General features: G+C 40.2%; 23 protein-coding genes and 1 other annotated feature. Of the genes, 6 read left to right on the forward strand and 17 right to left on the reverse strand.

From position 1 onward, the window contains the following. Nucleotides 1-103 precede the first annotated feature (103 nt). Genes L2716_RS11390 through thpR form a run of 4 tightly spaced genes read right to left on the reverse strand, consistent with a single transcriptional unit; the run spans nucleotide 104 to nucleotide 2643 of the window. Nucleotides 104-1018 (reverse strand): hypothetical protein, encoded by a 915-nt coding sequence (locus L2716_RS11390; protein ID WP_236334686.1) that lies wholly within the window; start codon nucleotides 1016-1018, stop codon nucleotides 104-106. Between the two features lie 10 nt (nucleotides 1019-1028). Further along, a complete protein-coding gene (locus tag L2716_RS11395) occupies nucleotides 1029-1703 on the reverse strand; it encodes an LrgB family protein (RefSeq protein ID WP_236334691.1) in 675 nt (224 codons plus the stop codon). Nucleotides 1704-1707: 4 nt separating this feature from the next. Beyond that, nucleotides 1708-2085 (reverse strand): CidA/LrgA family protein, encoded by a 378-nt coding sequence (locus L2716_RS11400; protein ID WP_236334695.1) that lies wholly within the window; start codon nucleotides 2083-2085, stop codon nucleotides 1708-1710. A 3-nt stretch (nucleotides 2086-2088) separates the two neighbouring features. Then, on the reverse strand, nucleotides 2089-2643 hold the full coding sequence (gene thpR / locus L2716_RS11405) for an RNA 2',3'-cyclic phosphodiesterase (protein WP_236334698.1): 555 nt from the start codon (nucleotides 2641-2643) through the stop codon (nucleotides 2089-2091). A gap of 154 nt (nucleotides 2644-2797) precedes the next feature. On the opposite strand from thpR, the gene cysK reads away from it, so the two are divergent. Next, nucleotides 2798-3736 (forward strand): cysteine synthase A, encoded by a 939-nt coding sequence (gene cysK / locus L2716_RS11410; RefSeq protein ID WP_236334700.1) that lies wholly within the window; start codon nucleotides 2798-2800, stop codon nucleotides 3734-3736. 53 nt (nucleotides 3737-3789) lie between these two features. Here the strand turns inward: cysK and L2716_RS11415 are convergent, their stop codons facing one another. Continuing rightward, entirely contained in the window at nucleotides 3790-4962 is a 1173-nt protein-coding gene (locus tag L2716_RS11415) for an MFS transporter (RefSeq protein ID WP_236334701.1), read from the reverse strand. A 127-nt stretch (nucleotides 4963-5089) separates the two neighbouring features. Here L2716_RS11415 and L2716_RS11420 point away from each other — a divergent pair, with 127 nt between their 5' ends. Next, complete coding sequence (locus L2716_RS11420; protein WP_236334704.1) at nucleotides 5090-5998, forward strand: nuclease-related domain-containing protein; 909 nt, start codon at nucleotides 5090-5092, stop codon at nucleotides 5996-5998. A gap of 512 nt (nucleotides 5999-6510) precedes the next feature. On the opposite strand, the gene pepV is transcribed toward L2716_RS11420, so the two are convergent. Together pepV and L2716_RS11430 are read right to left on the reverse strand one after the other, a co-directional pair. Next, complete coding sequence (pepV, locus tag L2716_RS11425) at nucleotides 6511-7911, reverse strand: dipeptidase PepV (protein ID WP_236334706.1); 1401 nt, start codon at nucleotides 7909-7911, stop codon at nucleotides 6511-6513. A gap of 23 nt (nucleotides 7912-7934) precedes the next feature. Then, on the reverse strand, nucleotides 7935-8951 hold the full coding sequence (locus tag L2716_RS11430) for a potassium channel family protein (protein ID WP_236334708.1): 1017 nt from the start codon (nucleotides 8949-8951) through the stop codon (nucleotides 7935-7937). Nucleotides 8952-9270: 319 nt separating this feature from the next. On the opposite strand from L2716_RS11430, the gene L2716_RS11435 reads away from it, so the two are divergent. Further along, a complete protein-coding gene (locus L2716_RS11435) occupies nucleotides 9271-9492 on the forward strand; it encodes a DeoR family transcriptional regulator (protein ID WP_236334711.1) in 222 nt (73 codons plus the stop codon). A 44-nt stretch (nucleotides 9493-9536) separates the two neighbouring features. Here the strand turns inward: L2716_RS11435 and L2716_RS11440 are convergent, their stop codons facing one another. Together L2716_RS11440 and L2716_RS11445 are read right to left on the reverse strand one after the other, a co-directional pair. After that, on the reverse strand, nucleotides 9537-10175 hold the full coding sequence (locus tag L2716_RS11440) for a PRC-barrel domain-containing protein (protein WP_236334713.1): 639 nt from the start codon (nucleotides 10173-10175) through the stop codon (nucleotides 9537-9539). Nucleotides 10176-10257: 82 nt separating this feature from the next. Then, nucleotides 10258-10983, reverse strand: a complete 726-nt coding sequence (locus tag L2716_RS11445; protein ID WP_236334715.1) for a pseudouridine synthase — start codon at nucleotides 10981-10983, stop codon at nucleotides 10258-10260. A gap of 91 nt (nucleotides 10984-11074) precedes the next feature. Between L2716_RS11445 and L2716_RS11450 the strand changes: the two genes are divergently transcribed. Further along, nucleotides 11075-11512, forward strand: coding sequence for a DUF6884 domain-containing protein (locus L2716_RS11450; protein WP_236334717.1), 438 nt, complete (start codon nucleotides 11075-11077; stop codon nucleotides 11510-11512). 41 nt (nucleotides 11513-11553) lie between these two features. Here L2716_RS11450 and L2716_RS11455 read toward each other — a convergent pair whose 3' ends face one another. Both L2716_RS11455 and L2716_RS11460 read right to left on the reverse strand, forming a co-directional pair. Further along, complete coding sequence (locus L2716_RS11455; protein ID WP_236334718.1) at nucleotides 11554-13194, reverse strand: putative polysaccharide biosynthesis protein; 1641 nt, start codon at nucleotides 13192-13194, stop codon at nucleotides 11554-11556. Nucleotides 13195-13280: 86 nt separating this feature from the next. After that, nucleotides 13281-13655, reverse strand: a complete 375-nt coding sequence (locus L2716_RS11460) for an eIF2A family protein (protein WP_236334720.1) — start codon at nucleotides 13653-13655, stop codon at nucleotides 13281-13283. An 80-nt stretch (nucleotides 13656-13735) separates the two neighbouring features. Here L2716_RS11460 and L2716_RS11465 point away from each other — a divergent pair, with 80 nt between their 5' ends. Both L2716_RS11465 and L2716_RS11470 read left to right on the forward strand, forming a co-directional pair. Further along, nucleotides 13736-14998 carry a BaiN/RdsA family NAD(P)/FAD-dependent oxidoreductase gene (locus tag L2716_RS11465; RefSeq protein WP_236334722.1) on the forward strand — a complete coding sequence of 421 codons (1263 nt, stop codon included), beginning with the start codon at nucleotides 13736-13738 and terminating at the stop codon, nucleotides 14996-14998. A gap of 15 nt (nucleotides 14999-15013) precedes the next feature. Beyond that, the gene (locus L2716_RS11470) at nucleotides 15014-15451 is read left to right on the forward strand and encodes a GNAT family N-acetyltransferase (protein WP_236334724.1); all 438 of its coding nucleotides are present in this window, start codon (nucleotides 15014-15016) and stop codon (nucleotides 15449-15451) included. 65 nt (nucleotides 15452-15516) lie between these two features. On the opposite strand, the gene L2716_RS11475 is transcribed toward L2716_RS11470, so the two are convergent. The 6 genes from L2716_RS11475 to L2716_RS11500 all read right to left on the reverse strand — a co-directional run bounded on the left by L2716_RS11475 (nucleotide 15517) and on the right by L2716_RS11500 (nucleotide 21373). After that, the gene (locus L2716_RS11475; RefSeq protein ID WP_236334727.1) at nucleotides 15517-15708 is read right to left on the reverse strand and encodes a sporulation protein Cse60; all 192 of its coding nucleotides are present in this window, start codon (nucleotides 15706-15708) and stop codon (nucleotides 15517-15519) included. A gap of 85 nt (nucleotides 15709-15793) precedes the next feature. Then, nucleotides 15794-16123, reverse strand: a complete 330-nt coding sequence (locus tag L2716_RS11480) for a rhodanese-like domain-containing protein (RefSeq protein ID WP_236334729.1) — start codon at nucleotides 16121-16123, stop codon at nucleotides 15794-15796. A 31-nt stretch (nucleotides 16124-16154) separates the two neighbouring features. After that, the gene (locus L2716_RS11485) at nucleotides 16155-16466 is read right to left on the reverse strand and encodes a rhodanese-like domain-containing protein (protein WP_236334730.1); all 312 of its coding nucleotides are present in this window, start codon (nucleotides 16464-16466) and stop codon (nucleotides 16155-16157) included. A gap of 529 nt (nucleotides 16467-16995) precedes the next feature. Next, nucleotides 16996-19413, reverse strand: coding sequence for a leucine--tRNA ligase (leuS, locus tag L2716_RS11490; RefSeq protein ID WP_236334733.1), 2418 nt, complete (start codon nucleotides 19411-19413; stop codon nucleotides 16996-16998). 439 nt (nucleotides 19414-19852) lie between these two features. Continuing rightward, nucleotides 19853-20085 (reverse strand) — a binding site (T-box leader). Nucleotides 20086-20186: 101 nt separating this feature from the next. Then, nucleotides 20187-20738, reverse strand: coding sequence for an HD domain-containing protein (locus L2716_RS11495; protein ID WP_236334735.1), 552 nt, complete (start codon nucleotides 20736-20738; stop codon nucleotides 20187-20189). Then, nucleotides 20738-21373 carry a phosphatase PAP2 family protein gene (locus L2716_RS11500; protein ID WP_236334737.1) on the reverse strand — a complete coding sequence of 212 codons (636 nt, stop codon included), beginning with the start codon at nucleotides 21371-21373 and terminating at the stop codon, nucleotides 20738-20740. The genes L2716_RS11495 and L2716_RS11500 overlap by 1 nt, the downstream gene beginning before the upstream one ends. Between the last annotated feature and the right edge of the window lie 67 nt (nucleotides 21374-21440).

The raw sequence follows: 21440 nt of genomic DNA on the forward strand, positions 1-21440 counted from the left end.
AAAATACCTATAAATCCTCTATTCATTCGTAAGAATTTGTCAAATTTTCGATATTTATATGTCTTAATTACTAATGAAATAAGGTCTTTAGCACTAATGTCGATTAATCGACGTCTATTTGTTGCCATGGTTCTTGAGCCGATTCCCACTCTGGTCGAAGATATGAGGTCGTTACGCAATGATCTAACAACGTCTTCGCTGCTTTAAGTTGCTTATACTTTATTGGGCTCGGTTGCCTTTTTAACTGATCTGACCATTGTTCATAAACAGACTTATCAACCACCTGGATATAAGGTGGAATATTTGAGCGATTAATGTAGCTATTCTCAGCTAAGATTGTATACGTGAATTTCATTTCCGATGATGCTTGGTCAATAATTGATTCGATAAAATAATTCATTCGTTGTACAGCAGACACTGGACTGATGATCCGATTCTTCTCTCCCTTACGTTCAATTTCCCAAAATCGACCTTGCGTAGGATGAATCGTTTCTTGTTCATTTGCATTCATTTGAACGATGGCTTGGATTGAATCTGGACCTATTATAATCACATCCAACTGGGTTTCAGCTTTTTTCAAACGAACGATCGGTTTATAGAGCACTAAATAATTATCCGGTAGATCCATCAACATGTATCTAAGGAATGAATGATTTCGTACACGATTACTGATACGTGATTGTTCTCGGATAGTCGCACTCGCCCATTTTAATTGGAAGTTATACAATTCTTCTTTAAAGTTCTTTTTCAGAGCAGTAAGCGTAATCGGTGTATACGTTTTGTTGATGGGTTCGGTTGGTTCAGTTTCAGATGGTTCAGCTTTTCGCTGCCACCACTTTTTCGGTGGTTTAGTCTCTTCTAATATGTCATCGGTTAAATTAGAATTTTTTTCACTTTCCCAATTGATTTTCACCCTGTTCCAACGTTCCTTTTTCAAACGTATGTATTGACCTGTATATCTGAAAACATCTTGTTCATAACGAGATACACAATCCTCTATTTTCAAAAGCTGTGCCACTCAGAACACCTCACATCCATGAAGAAATTATCGGAATCAATATTGAAGCGAGTAAAGCCGAAATCGTCATTGCCACAGATCCTATTGCGGCTGCTTGATGGCCATATTCAAGGGATTTAGCTGTGCCAATTGCGTGTGAGGCTGCTCCTAACCCCAAGCCTCTTCCCATCTCACTTTCTATGTTAAACCATTTAAATAAATAAGGAGCCATGATGACACCACCCATACCTGCAACCATTACAAATACAACTGCAATTGACGGCATTCCTCCGGTCATTTTGGCGATTTCCATTGCGACAGGTGTCGTTACTGATTTAGGTAACAGTGAATAAATCACATTTTCTGGCGCGCCAACCCACTTTGCTAAGATCAGTCCAGACAGCACACCAATAGAAACGCCTGTAAAAGTCCCAACGAGTAGAGGCATCATATAACGTACGATCAACCCGCGATAGATGTATAACGGATAAGCCAGTGCAACGACTGCAGGTCCAAGTAATTTGTCTATCCATTCAGCACCTGACATATAGAAGCTATAAGAAAAGTCCATCAAGAAAAGGAAAACAATAATTAAAGTCGTTGCAGTAATGATCGGAATCGTGAAGGGATACTTCTTCCATTTATAGATTTGTATACCTAGCACATATAACCCAATTGTAAGTAAAACAAAAAATAGTTCAATCAAGCCCTCATTCATGCGAACCCTTCTTCAATTCTTTTGACATCAACCATTCTAGTATTTTGGCGGATATGACCATGACAAGAATCGTACTCGCTAACACCACAGGAATAAGGAGTAGCCCCTTTCCTTTAAAAACAAAACCAAATTCCATCACCCCTACCGTAACGGGAATGAAGAAAAGAGGTAAATGAGATAGTAAGAAATGACAACCCTCTTGCACCCATGCTAATGGCATCATTTTAGTGAGCAATAGAATAAATAAGAGTAGCATGCCAATCATACTACCAGGCATAGTTAAGTGGAACGACTCTTGAATCCATACACCTACAAGATAAATACCGTACAATAGAAAAACTTGCAAAGATCCGATTACAATTTTATACATGAGCTAAAAATCCTTCCCGAGCTTGAAGCGATGATAAGGGACGTATTTTTGTTCATTTTTCGGATATATTTCATACAAAATTACTTCATTTACGCTCCACTTGAGGCCTTGAAGGTGATTTGGCTCAGGCAAGGATTGTGTGATTGGCGTCTTTCCACCCCAACGCTTCCCTAGCGTAATATGCGGACAAAACGGCCTTGAATCCACTTCGAAACCCGCTTGGCTGCAGCTATTCTTAACTTTTTCGTGGAGTGATTGAAGCTCTGTTGATGACTTAAGCCCAACCCATGAAACGCGTGGTGTCTCAGGATTTCCAAACACGCCAGTAGAGTCTAGCTCTATTTCAAACGCGTTCATCGACTCCACATTAAGGTGATCAATAACTTTGTCAGCTGCTTGCTCAGAAGTTGCACCTAGAAATTGTAATGTAATATGATAATCACCTAAGCTTGTCCATTTTTTTAATGGAAGGATCTCTTTTACACTTTGCGCGTATGTATATATTTTCATTTGTATATGTTCAGGTATTGGAATTGCTAAGAAAGTATGTCGATCCATTCTATGACCTCCGAATCTATATACAACAGTTTATCAGAAATAGAGAATGACTTGTATGCAAACCCTAACGATATAAAGACCGTTTAATTAGAGCTGATTACTAGGATTTGATATACTATTATCAAAGTACCGAATATAAAGGACGTGTTTAGAAATGCGTGTAGTCAATAGTATAGCTGAATTAATTGGAGATACACCTTTTGTAAAATTAAACCGTCTCCCAGATCCGAATGGTGCAGACGTATATGTAAAATTAGAAGCATTCAACCCGAGTGGAAGCATAAAGGACCGTGCAGCATTCAACATGCTGAAGGAAGCTGAAGAAAAGGGCATTCTGAAAGCTGGCTCGACGATCATAGAGCCTACCTCAGGAAATACGGGAATCGGTTTAGCAATGAACGCAGCCGCTAAAGGCTACAAATCAATTATCGTCATGCCAGATACGATGACACAAGAAAGAATTAATCTCCTTAAGGCATATGGTGCAAAAGTTGTTTTAACACCTGGAGAAGATAAAATGCCTGGCGCGATCGAAAAGGCGAAGGAATTAGCAGAGCAAATTCCGAATAGCTTCATGCCAATGCAGTTCGAAAATCCAGCAAACCCTGATGCACATCGCCAAACAACTGCAATCGAAGTGTTAGATGCAGCAAAGCACATCGGGAAGAATTTCAAAACTTTCGTTGCTCCAGCCGGAACAGGTGGAACGATTACAGGTACTGGTGAAACCTTGAAAAAGCACATGCCTGAATTGCACATCAAGGTCGTTGAACCTGAAGGCTCTCCCGTTCTATCTGGTGGAAAGCCCGGAAAACACAAGCTTGTCGGTACGAGTCCGGGATTCATTCCAGATATTTTAAACCAAGAAGTCTATGATGAAATCATCCGGATTAAAGATGACGAAGCATATGAAACAACGCGTAAACTTGCGAGTGAGGAAGGGATTCTCGTTGGTCCTTCGTCTGGTGCTTCTGTCTACGCAGCGTTACAAGCTGCAAAGGAATTAACACCTGATGATGTTGTCATTGCCATGACTTGTGACTCTGGTGAGCGTTACCTTTCAAGTGATTTATTTGATTTTGATGAAGAATAGGATAATGTGCAAAACGACCTCTTACAATTAGCTGAGAGGTCGTTTTTTATGATTTATGAAGTTGCCGCAGGTGCGCCGGAAACAACCTTGAGGTTAATCAGTAATAAGACCAACCCAACTGCCGTTGTAATCCCAAAGAATAAGTACAACCCGAATAAGGAAAATGCATCATAAATAATGCCTCCGATAAATGTACAGAACCAACTTCCGAGTCCATTGCCCATTGAACTATATAAGGCTACAGCCGTTGCCTTCACATCATCTGGAGCAATTTTTCGAACGTATTGAAGAGCAGCAGGTATGAACAATCCAATTGAAAATCCTTGTGCAATTGTTGTTGCATATACAGCCACTAAGCTAGGTTCTGTAAAATAATAAAACCACCGAATAGAGGAAATCAATGTGGCAGCGATTAAGATTTTTTCGTACCCTGCCTTACGAATCCAACCACCGGAGAATTTCATGAACGGCGCTTCACTACCGGCCGCTAGTAAGAAGGCAAGTCCAACACCCGCAAGCGTACCTCCCAACTCCTGAATATATAGTCCAAAGTAGAAGTTATTCGAATGAATCGGACCAAAGACACAGAACGTTGTAAATAAAAAGAGGATGAACTTCGGCATTTTAATCAGTCGAACAAAACCAGACCGCAAGTCCACTTGTAAGGAATTGCTCTCTTTTGGCATCGATAGGACGAAGATTGTACAAATCAGTAATGCCGCTGTAAAGCTATAGAAAATGAGTGTTAAGCCTAATTTTTCAGCAAGGGACCCCATTAGGTAAACCGCCATCGCAAAACCAAGTGCACCCCATAAGCGGTAATTTCCGTAGTCTTTCTTATTCGCCATCACATAATTAAGTGTGATACTGTCCGATACCGGTACGACAGCACTTTGGAAGACTGCGAGCATAATTGAAATTAAGATAAAGCCCATATAAGAATCCATATAAACGAACGGAAGCGCAATGAATGCACTCATCGTTAATGTGAAAATCAGAACCGCCCTCGGCCGCCTCGTATAATCACAAATGATCCCCCAAATCGGCTGAGCGATGATCATGACAACTGGACTGACTGACATAATTGCCCCGATTTGTGTCCCTGATAAACCAACATCTTGCTTCAAATAAACACTTAATAATGGAAAAAGCGTACCGAAACCGAAGAAAATAAAGAAGTAGAATAAACTAATATTAACTGGAATCCGTTCAAATTTAAGTCTCATAAGCGATCTCCTGACTAAAACATAAATAATTACTCTGTAGATTGTAACGCAAGTCATGGAAAATGCAATTTTTTTATTGTGATGAAATGGGAGAAAATTTATCATTGAATAAAAGGAGGAATGTGTATTGATTTTGAAATACCGCAATGAATCGAATGAATTGAAAATAATGAGATCGTTACATGTACGGATGAATTTATTTGAACAAGATGAAATGTACTATCACAGCCTTGAAAAAGGATACGCAGGTGAAGTTGTGTTTGATGAAATAGTTCAGCCTCTTGAAGAAGGACGGATATTCATTAATGATTTGATACTTGAGCACAACAATACGATGTTTCAAACCGATTCCCTAATCATCACAACCCCAAAGATCCACCTCTTCGAAGTTAAAAATTTTGAAGGTGACTTTTATATCGAGAAAGACATATGGTATTCGATGTCATCTGAGAAACAAATTAAGAATCCCATCCATCAATTACACCGCAATGAAGTTTTACTCAGGGGCATACTAACGTCACTTGGCAATAAAACGCCGATTGAATGTCACTTGATTTTTGTTAATCCAGAATTCCAGTTGTATCAAGCCCCTCGTAACTTACCGATCATTTTCCCCTCTCAGATTAAAAAATTCATGAACAAATTGGAAAGAGAACAATCACACATTACGAACAAACACACTGCGTTAGCTAAAAAACTCCTCTCGCATCACATTGTGAACCCCCCACCATTTCGATTACCCGATTATAAATACGAACAACTTGAAAAAGGAATATTTTGTCTGAGATGTCACACCATGTACGATTATTTCAAAGGGACACACCTGCACTGCAAAGTCTGCGGGATTGTAGAACCCTATCAAACTGCAGTAATCAGAACAGTGGATGAATATCGGTTGCTCTTTCCCCTTGAAAAAGTAACGACGAATAGAATACAAGAATGGTGCAAGGTGGTTAAATCTAAAAAGGCAATGCGGAATATCTTGGTTAACAACTATACATTAGTAGGTCATGGCAAATCCTCATATTATCAGTAATAACGCGGTTATCTATCAAGATTGGTGCTCCGTAGAACGATTTCCTTGCTACCGAGCACTCATAGCACCTCTTTGAGTGCTCCGTAGAACGATTTCCTTGCTACCGAGCACTCATAGCACCTCTTTGAGTGCTCCGTAGAACGATCTTCTCGCTACCGAGCACTCATAGCACCTCTTTGAGTGCTCCGTAGAACGGTCTTCTCGCTACCGAGCACCCATAGCACCTCTTTGAGTGCTCCGTAGAACGATTTCCTTGCTACCGAGCACTCATAGCACCTCTTTGAGTGCTCCGTAGAACGGTCTTCTCGCTACCGAGCACCCATAGCACCTATTTAAGTGCTCCGTAGAGTGATTCCCCCCCTACCGAGCACCCTTAGAGCAGCACCGCTACCGCTTAAGCCTCCCCCCACCCAATTCGGTATAGATTTTTGGTACAAAAATCTTCCTTATGGAATTATAGTAGCCCATAATAAAACCACTCGAGTTTTCTCTCGAGTGGTTTCTTCTTCGTTCTATTTTGCTAGTTCATAGATTGCTTGTGCATATATGGCTGTTGCTTTTAGAAGATTTTCAATGTCTATATATTCGTCTTTTTGGTGGGCGAGTTCTGGGTCACCTGGGAATAACGCGCCGAACGCTACCCCTGCATCAAGTGATCGTGCATAAGTGCCTCCTCCAATAGAGATCAAATAGCCTTCATCCCCTGTTTGCTCCTCGTAAACGTTCAGCAAAGTTTTGATTAATGGATGATCTTTTGGCACATGATGCGGTTTCAAGTGTTCAATTTCACACAACTCGTAACCGTATTTCTCCCCGACATCCGTTAAAACCTTATGAGTTCGCTCAAAATCATGGGAAACAGGGTAACGGAGGTTCATCCCAATTCGACCGCCTTCATTGGCCGTGTAAACGAAGGTTCCCGCGTTCATTGTTAACTCACCGGTAATTTCATCCGAATCCCGAATCCCTAGCTTTGCCCCTTCTGTATCAGCAGTCAAGTAGTCATTCACCAATCGAATGAACGAATCTCCATTCGGATCAAACGAATGCCCAGAAAGAAAAGCTGCCAAGAATAATCCTGCATTTTTACCCGTATGAGGTTTACTGCCGTGTACGGAGAGCCCTTCCAACTTGAATGTTACTTGATCACCGGCTACATGTGCGTCTCCGTTCAATCCATTTTCCTGGATAAACGATCTGTAATCGTCAACCACATCTCCAGAAAGTCCTCCAACGACTGCTTCAGCATAATCCGGGACCATATTCAGTCTTCGTCCGGAATCGAATGAAATTAAGCGAACATCTCCGTCTACCGACTTTGTAAAATCTTTTTGCTTCCATTCGCAGTCATATAGCCCTTTTTCAGCATAAATGATTGGAAAAGCTGCATCTGGGGCAAATCCCATAGTTGGCATCTCTTCGTGCTTGAAATAATGCTTCACGCACTGCCAGTTGCTCTCTTCATCTGTACCGAAAATGATTCGAACCCGCTTGTTCAGTTTCAGTCCAAGCTCTTGGACGATTTTCATCGCATAATAAGCTGCCATCGTCGGGCCTTTATCATCGATCGCACCTCTTGCGTAAATTCTACCGTCCCGAATCTCAGCCGCAAATGGATCTGAACTCCATCCATCACCTGCAGGTACGACATCAATATGACAAAGGACGCCCACAAGCTCTTCCCCGCTGCCAAATTCTAAGTGCCCTGCATAGCCATCTACATTTTTACTCTGAAATCCATCAGACTCACCTTTTTCAAGTAAGTGAACGAGCGCTTGGTTGATTTTCTCTCCGAACGGCGCACCTTCTCTAGCCGTATCATGGTCTAACGTGCTTTCAATTTGTAGTAGGGCTTGCAGATCCTCTATGAGGGATGCCTTCCGTTTCTCTACTTCCTCTTTCCAATTAATCATCCGTTGATCCCTCCAGGTTGGTGTTAAGATTTACGTTTTATTTTATCAAACGTTTCTTTATCACAAATCACGAACAGACGTGAATCAGGATACAATGTCTCATTCAAGCGGCGATTGATATCCATTTTATCCCCATCTGAAATCAGTGTTGCCCCTTCTTGAAGCAAGTCTTCAAAGGCATCCTTGTACGTTCTCCACTCTTTCCGAGAAGGAATTTCGTATAGGTTATCTCCTATTCCGTGGCTCATCAATTGGCTGAAGATTTTCGAGATGCCATTTGAGATTGCAGAACGAACAGCTAACCTAGAAATCGTTTCGTTGGACAAAATAAATTCATCCACATCGACATGACGGAAGTTCTTTATATGTTCTTCGTTCAATATTTCTACTGTGCTATGAATCTCCGGTGATATCCGCTCAATCGTTGTGACAATCAACAATGTTTTTCCATCGGTCAATAATGGATCCTGTATTGAACCATCTGCAAATAACAATACAGCTGCCGCTTCCTGGAGATTCGCCTGCATTAGTACGTCCTGTTCTGCAGGATCTCCCTTCACATAGTGAACATGCTCATGTAAGAAAGGTGCTTTTTTCAACTGATCAATAATAACGATTTCACGAAAATTCTCAGTTTGTAATATTTCTTCAATTGCAAATTTCGCTTTCCTAGACCAACCAATAATCACAATATGTCCATTTCCTTTATATGCCAACAATCCTTCCTCCTTTCTTCGTCTAAATGCACCGAAACTGTCTACAACTTTACCTATCACAACCCCGATTAATCCAATGCCAATTATGTATAAAAACATTGCATAAATACGTCCACCTACTGATGTTGGAGAAATGTCGCCATACCCTACAGTCGTTACTGTCGTCATAACCCACCAAAGGGATTCGAAGAGACTGGTAAATGTTTCGGGTTCAATAATCACCATGATGAGTGAACTGAAAAAGACGAGTGTAAAAGTCATCGCCATTAATACCCAATTACTTAATTTTATTACTCTAACGCGTAGCCATTTAAAAAATTGCACATGATCCTCCTTTCTCCACTTTTTACCAAATAATTGGATTTGGGTTTTGAATTATTCACAGAATTATTATACAATATTTTTAACTAGGAGGTGGGGTTGTAGTTACGAAATCCACTCAAAATGGGGATTGGAGTGGAGGAGTACATCACGATACGGATGAACAGTACATCACATTGCTTTGTCATCAGTTTCCTCCCATTGTAAACGATTTATGCGATTGTACCAATTTATCAAATCATTCAATACTTGCTTAATATCTGCTTAACATGGAATTGGTATAGTAACCATGAAGTCGTTAAATAAGGTAAGGAGTGGTTGTTTGAGTCATTCGACTGAACGGATGTTGAACCGTGTAAAAGCTATTTATATGTATATTAATGAAAGCGGTCCGGTAACAACACAACAACTTGTCGACGAATTTGGTACGACAAAGAGAACGATTCAGCGAGATTTAAACGTATTAACGTACAACAACCTTGTAGCGAGCCCCACTAGAGGGGAATGGAACACGACATCAAAAAAAGTTAAAATAGCGCAGTAAATATGAAAGGAGCTGACCGTTTATAGGTCAGCTCCCTATTTGTATTATTTCGGATGCACGTCGTTAATGTCATCAACTAGATGATCTTTCATATGTTCAGGAACGATAATATCTTCCGTTTCCAATTTGATATTATCTTCAAGCCTCATGTAGCGATTCGTATTGGACATGAGCTTTGCCCAAAATCCATCGGATAAAGATAGCCCCACAGCTCTTGATTGCTCCCAGTCGATAATAACATCCTGTACCTTCCCGATTGTTTCTCCGCTTTCTGTTTTTACTTTTTTGTGAATAATTGAATCTGTCGTAATCGAATCAATTGGATCATGTGATTGCTTTTCTATGCCAGAAATCTTTACTTTGTCTTCACCAAGATTTTGTACAGCGTTAAAGGGAATATAAAATGTTTCTTTCGTGTAATTCTTAAAGTGCGCGTCCTCATTTGTTACTGGTGATGTATTCGTTGCATTAAGACCACCAACACTGTTCACGACATTATCCATTGACGTTTCAAGGCGGTTTTCTTGAGCGTTCTCTTCAGGTCTTTTATCTACATAAAGTAGATAGTCTAAATCAAATGTCTTTTTATTTAGAAGGATGTCTTCCACCATATGGTTAAATGATTCTGAGGATTCACTACTGACAATTTCTTTATTTAAGATGTCTTTACCGAATATCAACATATTAGATTCTCCTTTCGTGGATGTTTGATTATTACCCTACTCTACGAGAATTGAAACAATCAGAAGAGCGAGCAAACAAGAGTTATTCTTCATGAGAAGAAACTGCACCAATAGAGAGAAGTTCGTCTTCTGTTAAAGCTCTGTATTCCCCAAGGTTAAGTTCGGGATCAAGCTTTAACGCGCCCATTTCAATTCTTTTTAAATATGTAACCTTTTTTCCTACGGCTTCAAACATCCTCTTTACTTGATGAAATTTTCCCTCCGTAATCGTCAACTCAATTTCTGAAGTTGCTCCACTTTTTAAAATTTTCAAATCAGCTGGTTTCGTTTCATAACCATCCTCGAGCGTAACCCCTTTTCGGAAAGCAATTTGATCGTCCTGCGTGACTTCTCCATCAATTACTGCAAAATAAACTTTTTGAACATGCTTCTTAGGAGACAGCAGTTCATGAGCCAATCGACCATCATTTGTAATGAGTAGTAATCCTTCCGTATCCTTATCTAAGCGGCCAACAGGAAAGGGTTCAAACGCTGCATCTTCTAAATTAAGTAGATCGATAACCGTTTCATGACGACCATCCTCAGTTGCAGAAATGACACCGTCTGGTTTATTCAACATTAAATATATATATTTCACATATTCAACTACTTCTCCACCGACTGTAATGACGTCTTGCTCAACGTCTACATGGGTCTTTCCATTTTTCACGGATTGATCATTTACTTTGACGAGACCTTTTTTGAGCATTTTCTTTACATCATTCCGGCTTCCATAGTTCATATTTGCTAAAAATTTATCAATTCTCATAAAAGTTATCCTCCCAACAATTGTAAAATGGTAGCTTATTTTTAAATGAAGAGTGTATAATAAGAAAAATAGTGCAAAAGGAGGGGTACCATTGAAGCGAAAGATCGGATTACTTGCTACTGGAAGAAAAAAACTAGGACATCCCGCACCTGTACTTGAATTTTATACAAGCCCATTGTTTCAGAAATCTGTTCAGTATGCAAAAGAGCATTACGATGCGGTTTACTTCTATAATGCGAAAGACGGATTGTTACTACCCGATCAAACATTAGAACCTTATGATCTGTCTATCAAAACTTTCTCTATCATGGAGAAAAAAGTTTGGGCTCGCAAGGTCATTGAAAAGTTTCAACAATATGAATCACCTGAGAAGGTTGAAGTATATTTGCATGGTGGTAAAGTTTACAGAGATCACTTAGAACCTCAACTTGAGGAAAAAGGATTCGAATATCTTATACCGATGAAAGGACTCGGAATCGGACAACAACTCGCTTGGTTTGATGAGCAGTTGAAACAATCTAAATCCTAAAAGGTTTATACATCAAAAAAAGAAGGCCCGTAAAAGGCCTTTTAATTTGCTCGCGTTTTTCTCCGTTTAAAGAATCGGTCAATCCGATCACCGAATATGTGTTGTAGGAGCCCTGAGAAGTGACTCATATATAGATAGACCCCTGCTCCTGCAATGACACTTACTAGTAATACTGAAAACGAAGTGAAGGTTTTCGTATAGTCTTTCCCCACAAGCGATTCCATTCCCCATTTAGTAAGAAGTACCGTAAGCACCATCATTCCAATGAACATCCCAATTAATAACGTGCGTTTGAACACTGGTTTAAACGAATACTTCGCAGCCCGTTTAATAATGATTAAATTGATTACGATTGATAATGTGTATCCTAAGTTAGTCCCTATGATCGCTCCAGATATGCCGAAAGAAGCGATCAGTACATAGTTCAAACTAAGCTTTACAAAAACGCCTATCAATAAACTATAAACTGCAAATCGTTGTTTGTTGATCCCTTGAAGAATGGCTGCCGTCACTGTAAACAAAGCGAATAAAATAGCTGTCGGTGCATACCAAGATAAAACAAATCCACCGATTTCAATGTTGTTTGAAAACAAAGTTGAGTAAGCTGGAAAACCGAGAATCGCTAGCCCTACCCCTGCAGGAACAGTCAGGAATAAAATGATCTCGAATGTTTTAGTAATTTGGTTCTGCAGTGTGCTAAAGTCCTTTTGGGTATAAAGTGTCGTAATCAACGGTATTACTGCTAATGCTAGTCCTGTCGATAGTGAAACAGGGATCATGATGAGTTTCTGTGCATAAGTTTGCATGACTGCAAAATAAGCTTCTGCTTGACCTAGGTCATATCCTAGTCCACTTCTCAACGCATTGTTGATTGTGAACATATCAATATTTGAATAAATCGGTATAGCTAATCCAACTGCTACAAATGGGATTGCATATCCAATTAACTCTTTATACATCTTTACTAGTGGAATTTTATGATTCTCACTGTCCTTCATCATTTTATCAAGGTGAGGTTTACGCTTCTTCCAATACCAAATCAAAATGATTAATGATGCGAGTGCACCAATGAACGCTGCAAAAGTAGCGAATCCTACAGCGGTGCTTATTTGCCCATTAAAAATTTTCATAATTACGAAAGCACTTATTAAGATAAAACCGATTCTGACTATTTGTTCAACAATTTGAGAAAGTGCTGTCGGACCCATAGATTGGAAACCTTGAAAGTAGCCTCTGATCAAGCTCATGCTCGGTACGATCAACAAGGCAGTAGAAACAAGTCGTATGACCATCGTCACATCACCGATCGAATTACCTTTCGTTCCTTTGTCTTCTACTAGGTACTGAGCAATCCACTCTGCCGAGAAGAATAACAGCAAAAAGGCAAGTACTCCACTTAACGACATCAACAATAATCCTGATTTTAAAAGGCGTCTCCCGGTCACATAATCTCCTAAAGCATTATATTTAGACACGAATTTAGAAACGGCTAATGGTAAACCTAGCGTCGAAATACTAAGTAAAATGGTATAAGGCTGATATGCATAATTGTACAATGCACCTCCAGATACATCTGGAGACTCTACGAGTTTCTCAAAAGGTATAACAAAAATCAGACCTAAAAATTTAGAAATGAAAGTAGCCGCTGTCAAAAGCAGCGTGCCACGAATTAGCTTTGACATATATACGTCCAACTCCCAATGCCATAACATTTAATCTTATGTATTTTACCACAGTATGATAGCTTTCGCGAAAGCTTTTCCATTCTCTACGGTTGGGGGTTCAATTCAATTCCAGGTAACCATAAAATTGTAGTTGCATCATCTACTTGTTCCAAAGGTAGAGAAGTTAGGGCAATTGTGAAGACCCCACTACCTTCACTCTCCATTAATAGCTTGCCAGCATGATCTTCTGCAAATAGAATGGCTCGCTCTTCTCCACTATTTAACTTGATACAAAATATGTAGCCATTAGAAGATTCATCCCAAAGCCACGCATAGGAATACCCTTTGTTTTCAAGTTGAACCAGTTCGGTAAACTGTCGAATGGATAATAATAAAACGTTCGATTCTCCATACGTCGTCCATCCACCATCATCTGGTGTATGCGCTTCTGTTATTGAAGGTGTATAAGTGTTGTTCATATATTGATTACTCCTCTCATTTTCTTTTCGTACTAAACATGGTATCTTACTATGGAGTCAAGTAAAAGTAGGTGTAGGATATGAAATATGATGTAATTATTATCGGAGGCGGTCCATCTGGACTAATGGCAGCTGTCGCAAGTGCCTCAAATGGAGCCTCTGTTCTATTAGTAGATAAAGGAAATAAACTCGGTCGGAAGCTCGCGATATCAGGTGGAGGGCGTTGTAATGTTACTAATCGTCTACCCATTAATGAAATCATCAAGCACATCCCTGGTAATGGAAAGTTCTTATACAGTGCGTTTAACATTTTCAACAATGAAGATATTATCGCCTTTTTTGAAGGATTAGGTATTGAATTAAAGGAAGAAGACCACGGGCGGATGTTCCCTGTCAATAACAAAGCACAGTCTGTCGTAGACGCCATGCTGAATAAGATTCATGACCTAGGGGTGAAAATCCGTACAAATACACAAGTCGAAAAAGTAATTTATAAGAATCAAGAAGCTAAAGGTATTCTCCTCAGAGACGGAGAAAAAATAGAAAGCAATGCCGTAATCATTGCGGTTGGTGGAAAGTCCGTCCCTCATACAGGCTCTACTGGAGATGGATATGTGTGGGCTGAAGATGCAGGGCATACAATTACAAAACTATATCCAACAGAGGTGCCACTAACTTCAAATGAACGCTTTATTAAAGAAAAAGCGTTACAAGGGATCTCCTTACGTGATGTTGAATTAAGCGTGCTGAAGCCAAATGGAAAACCTATTATCACCCATCGTATGGACATGATTTTCACTCACCTTGGTATTTCGGGTCCTGCAGTATTAAGGTGTAGTCAATTTGTCGTTAAAGCACTCAACAAGAGTAAAGATGGCCATGTACCGATGCGGATTGATCTCATGCCTGACAAAAATAATGAAGAAGTCTTTCAAGACATAATGAAGATGTTGAAGGATGAACCAAAGAAAGCAATTAAGAATGCCTTGAAAGGGTGGATTCCTGAACGGTATCTCCACTTTCTATTGGACAAAGCCAATATCCCTCTCGAAACTGTATACGCACAAGTTTCACATGCCGCATTACGAGATTTCGCATCACTTGTGAAAGGATTTACGTTCAATGTGAACGGAACGTTACCAATTGAAAAAGCTTTCGTAACGGGCGGAGGCGTTTCAACAAAAGAAGTAGAGCCGAAAACGATGCGATCTAAGTTTGTTTCGAATTTATATTTTTGTGGAGAAATTCTAGACATTCACGGATATACAGGTGGCTATAACATTACGAGTGCATTCGTTACAGGGCATTTAGCCGGTACGAACGCAAGTGATCATCAAGCTTAGGAGGTAACGCGATCTATGGATGGTTACACGATAACGACTGACCTTAACAAAATGGACCTAGTCTTCGTCCACTCATTTTTAAAAGAAAAATCGTATTGGGCGAAGGGAATTGATTTTGAAACAGTAAAAGAATCAATGAATCATTCGTTGTGCTTTGGCATTTTCGTTGAGGATACTGAAGAACAAGTAGGTTTCGCTCGTGTTGTAACCGATTATGCAACCTTCGGATATATGGCCGATGTGTTTGTAGTTGAAGCATACCGAGGTCGAGGTTTATCTAAATGGCTTATATCAGAAATCATGGATCATCCAGATTTGCAGCGATTACGCAGGTTAATGCTCGTTACAAAAGACGCACAAGGCTTATACGAGCAATTCGGATTTGAAATCTACGATAATGATGACAACGGATTAATGAGCATTCGTCGCAAAGCAGAAGATCTCTATCGTTAAGACCCCTAAAGGATCAAACGAATATGACTTAAAAAAAGGACAGACCTACCGTGTTTTGTCCTTTTTCATTTTCGGTAAAGAATCATTGCCGAAAAACTATAAAGCGATTCGAAGTCTGCAGTCTCTTCGTCTGCAGCGATTGAAACCTGGTACTGTATGCTTATGAACTTAGATGGCAATAGCTCCGTGAAAAATTCATTAATGGATTCCTCTAGGTCCTCTTCATGTTCCGCTTCAAAGATTTTCACTTGTAACATAAAAAACCACCCCCTAGGAACTTCGCTCATTAGTAAGTTCACCTGGGAGTGTTTAATATCCTTTGACGAAAGCAAACTACTTTTGTCAGGATACGGTAACATAGTATATAAATTTCTTTGTTTTTTTCTTTAAAATTCGTGCTGCCATTGCCGCAGCAATCTTTGATTCTGCAACAACGACGATATCATGTTCACAAATCTCTTCTTCCTTCGTCGTTCTTGGTAAATAAGACAATGGAATATTTTTCGTTGTCTGGTTAAACGGATTTCGATGAGACAATTGATAATCTCGTATGTCGATCATACAAAACTCACCTAATGCTTCTTGCTCAAATGTTTTGAGCTTCATATAAGGAAGTATATAGGAGAAAAAAACGTATGCTGCTGCAAACAGCAAGCCAAGTTCCCATATCATTAATCAACTTCCCCTTTCTCTTTCGCAATTATTACTTCGTGTCGCCTTCCCACTCAAGCATGCCACCAGTCATGTTCTTCACCTTGTACCCTTGCTCTTGTAAGAAAAGACTCGCATTTTCACTTCGTCTCCCGGAACGGCAAACCATGATATGCTCTTCGTCCTTGTTAATCTCTTCCATGCGCTCCGAAATTTCTGAGAGGCGGATATGCTTTGCTTCAGGAATCTTTCCGGCTGCAACTTCTTCATCCTCACGAACATCTATGATCGAAACGTTTTTTCCTTCTTTCAACAGTTGGTCTACTTCTTCAGGCGTAATTGTGCGGACAGTATAATCCTCCATCCTCATCATTCCTTTCATCTATAATCAAGATCAGTTTATATTTTTTACTTCGCCATTCATTTTACGAACTTCACTTAAAAAAGTAAAGCGATTGATTTTATTGGAAGAGAAAATAAGAAAAGCGCAAGCGCCCATGTCAGTCACGATGGTCACTGTAAGTCCGACGAGGAGGCTCGAACCAAACAAAGTTCGGTTCTGCGTGGGATTATCCTAATTTGTGGCTCAATGTGTCGCCACCACAGGAAGGTTGAAGTGATCCAAGTGTCTGGTGGCGAAGCTAGACACCTCATCATAGCGACCACATTATTATACTTTCTTAATGTGAAAAGAAGTTGCTTTTCACAGCAACTCCTCTACTATATGCTATTTAATCAATGCTCGTCTCTTCCTGAACACTTTTCGGGCGAATACAGCATCAATTCCCCCACAATAGGGAATATGAACCATAACCTATCCTGTGTTTTGATGATACATCACAGTACAGAGGGGATTGACCTACTTTCGGTCAATCCCCTTGTCGTTCTTATATTTAGTTCGCAACGATATTGACTAATTTTCCTGGCACTGCAATGACCTTACGTACAGTCTTGCCGTCTATGTTTTCTTTTACTTTATCGTCAGATAGTGCGATTTCTTCTAACTGATCCTTATTCGCATCTGTCGGAACGAGTAATTTTGCTCTTACTTTACCGTTGATTTGAACGACGATTTCTACTTCATTCTCTGTCATTTTCGACTCATCGTATGATGGCCACTCTGAGTATGTGATTGATTCTTCGTGTCCTAACTTCTCCCAAAGCTCTTCTGTAATATGAGGAGCAACTGGAGATAGCAATTGAACGAAACCTTCCATCATCTCTTTTTGCAATACGTCTTGCTTGTAGGCCTCATTGATGAATACCATCAGTTGAGAAATACCGACATTGAAACGTAGCTCTTGGAAATCTTCCGTTACCTTTTTGACCGTTTGATGGTACACACGCTCAAATTGCTCTGGAGCTTGAACGTCTTGGATTTTTCCAGAAAGTGACCCATCCTCTTCAACGAATAGACGCCAAATTCGGTCTAAGAATCTTCGTGAACCATCTAAGCCGTTTTCCGACCAAGCGATACTTGCATCAAGTGGTCCCATGAACATTTCATAAAGGCGTAACGTATCTCCACCGTGTGATTTCACAATATCATCTGGATTCACGACGTTCCCTTTCGACTTACTCATCTTCTCGTTGTTTTCACCAAGAATCATCCCTTGGTTATACAAGCGTTGGAATGGCTCTTTCGTTGGGACAACACCTACATCATATAAAACTTTGTGCCAGAACCGAGCGTACAATAAGTGGAGTACCGCGTGCTCTGCCCCACCGATATAAAGATCGACTGGTAGCCAGTGCTTCAGTTTCTCTTCAGATGCTAACGCATCGTTGTTCGTTGGATCGATATAACGTAAGTAGTACCAGCAGCTTCCTGCCCATTGTGGCATCGTATTCGTTTCACGACGACCTTTTTTACCTGTTTCAGGATCGACAACGTTCACCCAATCTTCTATGTTCGCAAGTGGTGATTCACCTGTACCAGAAGGTTTGATGTTACTCGTTTTCGGAAGTGTTAATGGTAACTCTTCATCAGGGACAGCACTCATTGTGCCATCTTCCCAATGGATAATTGGAATTGGCTCGCCCCAATAACGCTGGCGACTAAACAACCAGTCACGAAGGCGGTAAGTCGTTTTCTTTTCACCTTTGTTGTTCTCTTCCAACCACGTAATCATCGTTGCGATCGCTTTTTCCTTGTTCATTCCATTCAAGAAATCAGAGTTAACGATTTCGCCATCTTCTGTATAAGCTTCTTTCGAAATGTCTCCACCTTTTACAACTTCAACGATTGGAAGTTCGAATTTCGTCGCAAACTCGTAGTCACGCTCGTCGTGTCCAGGAACAGCCATAATCGCGCCTGTACCGTAACTGACAAGCACATAGTCTGCAATCCAAACGGGAACTTCTTTTCCGTTAACCGGGTTAATCGCGTAAGCACCAGTGAAAACACCTGATTTTTCTTTTGAAAGTTCTGTACGCTCTAAGTCACTTTTCGTGCTAATTTCTTTTTGGTAAGCTTCAACTGCAGCTTTTTGCTCAGGTGACGTAATTTCTTCCACGTATGCATGTTCAGGAGCTAATACCATATATGTCGCACCGAACAATGTATCTGGTCGAGTTGTAAATACAGTAACCGACTTGTCAGTGTTAGTGATATCGAAAGTGATTTCCGCACCTTCAGAACGACCGATCCAATTGCGTTGCATTTCTTTTAAGCTTTCCGGCCAATCCAACTCTTCAAGGTCTTCTAAAAGGCGATCTGCGTATGCTGTAATTTTCAACATCCACTGTTTCATCGGTTTACGGATGACGGGATGCCCACCGCGTTCACTTTTACCATCGATTACTTCTTCATTCGCAAGGACCGTCCCTAATGCTGGACACCAGTTAACGGCAACCTCATCAATATAAGCTAAGCCTTTCTTATAAAGTTGTAGGAAAATCCACTGCGTCCATTTGTAATAGTTCGGATCCGTCGTGTTCACTTCGCGATCCCAGTCATAAGAGAAGCCAAGTTCTTTAATCTGTCGGCGAAATGTGTTGATGTTTTGTGCGGTAAAATCTGCTGGATCATTTCCAGTATCTAAAGCATATTGCTCAGCGGGAAGTCCAAATGCGTCCCAACCGATTGGATGAAGAACGTTAAATCCTTGCATACGTTTCATACGAGCAACGATGTCGGTTGCAGTGTAACCTTCTGGATGACCAACGTGAAGTCCCGCTCCAGATGGATACGGAAACATATCTAGTGCGTAAAACTTCTTTTTGTCCGGTTCAAATTCTGTTTTGAACGTTTTGTTTTCTTCCCAATGCGATTGCCACTTGCGCTCAATCTGTTGATGATCAAAAGCCATTTTTCAAGCCACTCCCATTCATTGTTAGGTTTTTAAGTATGATCTCTCTGATTAGATGTATCTAAAAGGTGATAAACACCCAGATGAACGATAATTATTGTCGTTTTAACAGCTAGCTTGGGGAACATTCCTTCCCGCTTGTGGAACTTTTCAGCTAACTTGTGGAACTTTCCCTCCAGCTTGTGGAAAACAGTACATTATTACTACCACTTTGTTAGCACATCCCTGTGCAAGTCTGAAAGAACAAGACAACGCAGAGATCAGAAGGTAATCTTTCACACACCTGGTGATTTAGGAACAAGAAGTTCAAGGCAACGATGTTACGAGGATCGGAGCGTAGTTAAATCCTACGTGAGAACCGGAGTAACGAGTTAACGCAGAAATTCGCCGTTAATAAATCGCCAGAAAATAGTAAAAACCTCCCGCCACTGATCAACATATCAGGGACGAGAGGTTGAATAAACAAAGCCTTCCCGCGGTACCACCCGCATTAGTGCAAAATCTCTTGCACTCACTCTAGCTCCTTATCGCGGAGGGACGATAAACGCTACATGAAACTCGTTCACGTTTATAGCTCGGAGGCGAGTTCAAATAGTGTTCGGGTTGGCTTTCAGCAGCCGCCAACTCTCTAAGACCGTTTACTATTTTACTAATCCTCTTCAATGCATTCATTTTTATGAATAATGTAATTTGTATTGTATGCACGTTCTCAGAAAATGTCAAGGTTTTTTCCAAAAATGGATCCTTATCATGATAGGCTTTTTGGACAATGATTATACCTTCCCGAAAAAGTCATTGGCGAGCTTTTTGTATGTGTGAAAGTACTCCGGGACTGCTACGTCCTCCAATCCGATCAAAGCATTTTCAGCAACACTTCTATAATACCAGCTTTGCTTTTCTTTGTTCCCTTTAAATTGTTCCCATATTTGATCGCCATCGGACTCATAGTATTCGATCAAGCTTTTCAAATTATCCAGTTTATCTGCGACAATGAGTGCCTTCACATCGAAAGTGGCATTCTTTATGTATTCAACCGTATTTTGCTTCCGTTCGTCCCATGACTTTGTTTTATCTTCTGTATTTCCTTTTACAATTCGTACAACTTCTAATCCAAATGCTTGTTCAATATCCTCATACTCAAGTGCTGTATCTTCAACGGTATCATGCAGGAAGCCAGCGATTACTATGTCTTCTGGTAATCCAGCTTCGTGTAAAATTTTTGCTACCGCAATCGGATGAACGACATAAGATTCCCCAGACAACTTACGAAATTGACCTTCATGAGCCTTTATCGCTATCTCCTCTGCAGCTTTCAACTTACTCATCAAATATCTCCTTTGTCGCCATTATTGCTTAGTCCTTTGAACAGAAGAATGGTAAGAATCAACCAAATACCTCCTGCTGTAAATCCTGCAAGTACATCACTTGGGAAGTGGACGCCTAAGTATACTCTGCTTAATCCGATCAATAAAATCAAGCCTCCGGTGACCCATAAAACATAGCCTGCCTCGCGTCCTTTTTTCCGTAAAACAACCCAAATTAAATAACCTAAAAACCCAAAGAACGCTGTCGAGTTCATTGAGTGTCCACTCGGAAAGCTTAACCCACCTACTTCAATTAATGGGTTTTCGTCTGGTCTTGTACGATTAAATCCTGCTTTCAACCATCGATTCATTGTCCTTACACCAATCAGATTAAACATTAATATCAATGCAAGCTTACTATTTTTATTTACTGAAAAATAGATAACTAAGAGGATCATTAAAGGAATGGAGATTTTTGCAGAGCCAATTTCCGTTATGAAAACAAATACAGTTGACAGCCAGTCTGAACGTATGTCCCATATAAGATGCATGATCACCAAATCAAATTGCGTCAACGTATTGTGAAAAACACCAAACAAGACAAATAGGATGACCAATGTCAATCCTATTAATAGTAAAGGATGCTTTCGTATCATTTTGCAACTCCTCCCATTTCTATTCTATTACACAAACCTGTTGAAATTATGCTTATTAAAGACAAAT

This window comes from Pseudalkalibacillus berkeleyi (assembly GCF_021608225.1).
Taxonomy (GTDB): domain Bacteria; phylum Bacillota; class Bacilli; order Bacillales; family Fictibacillaceae; genus Pseudalkalibacillus; species Pseudalkalibacillus berkeleyi.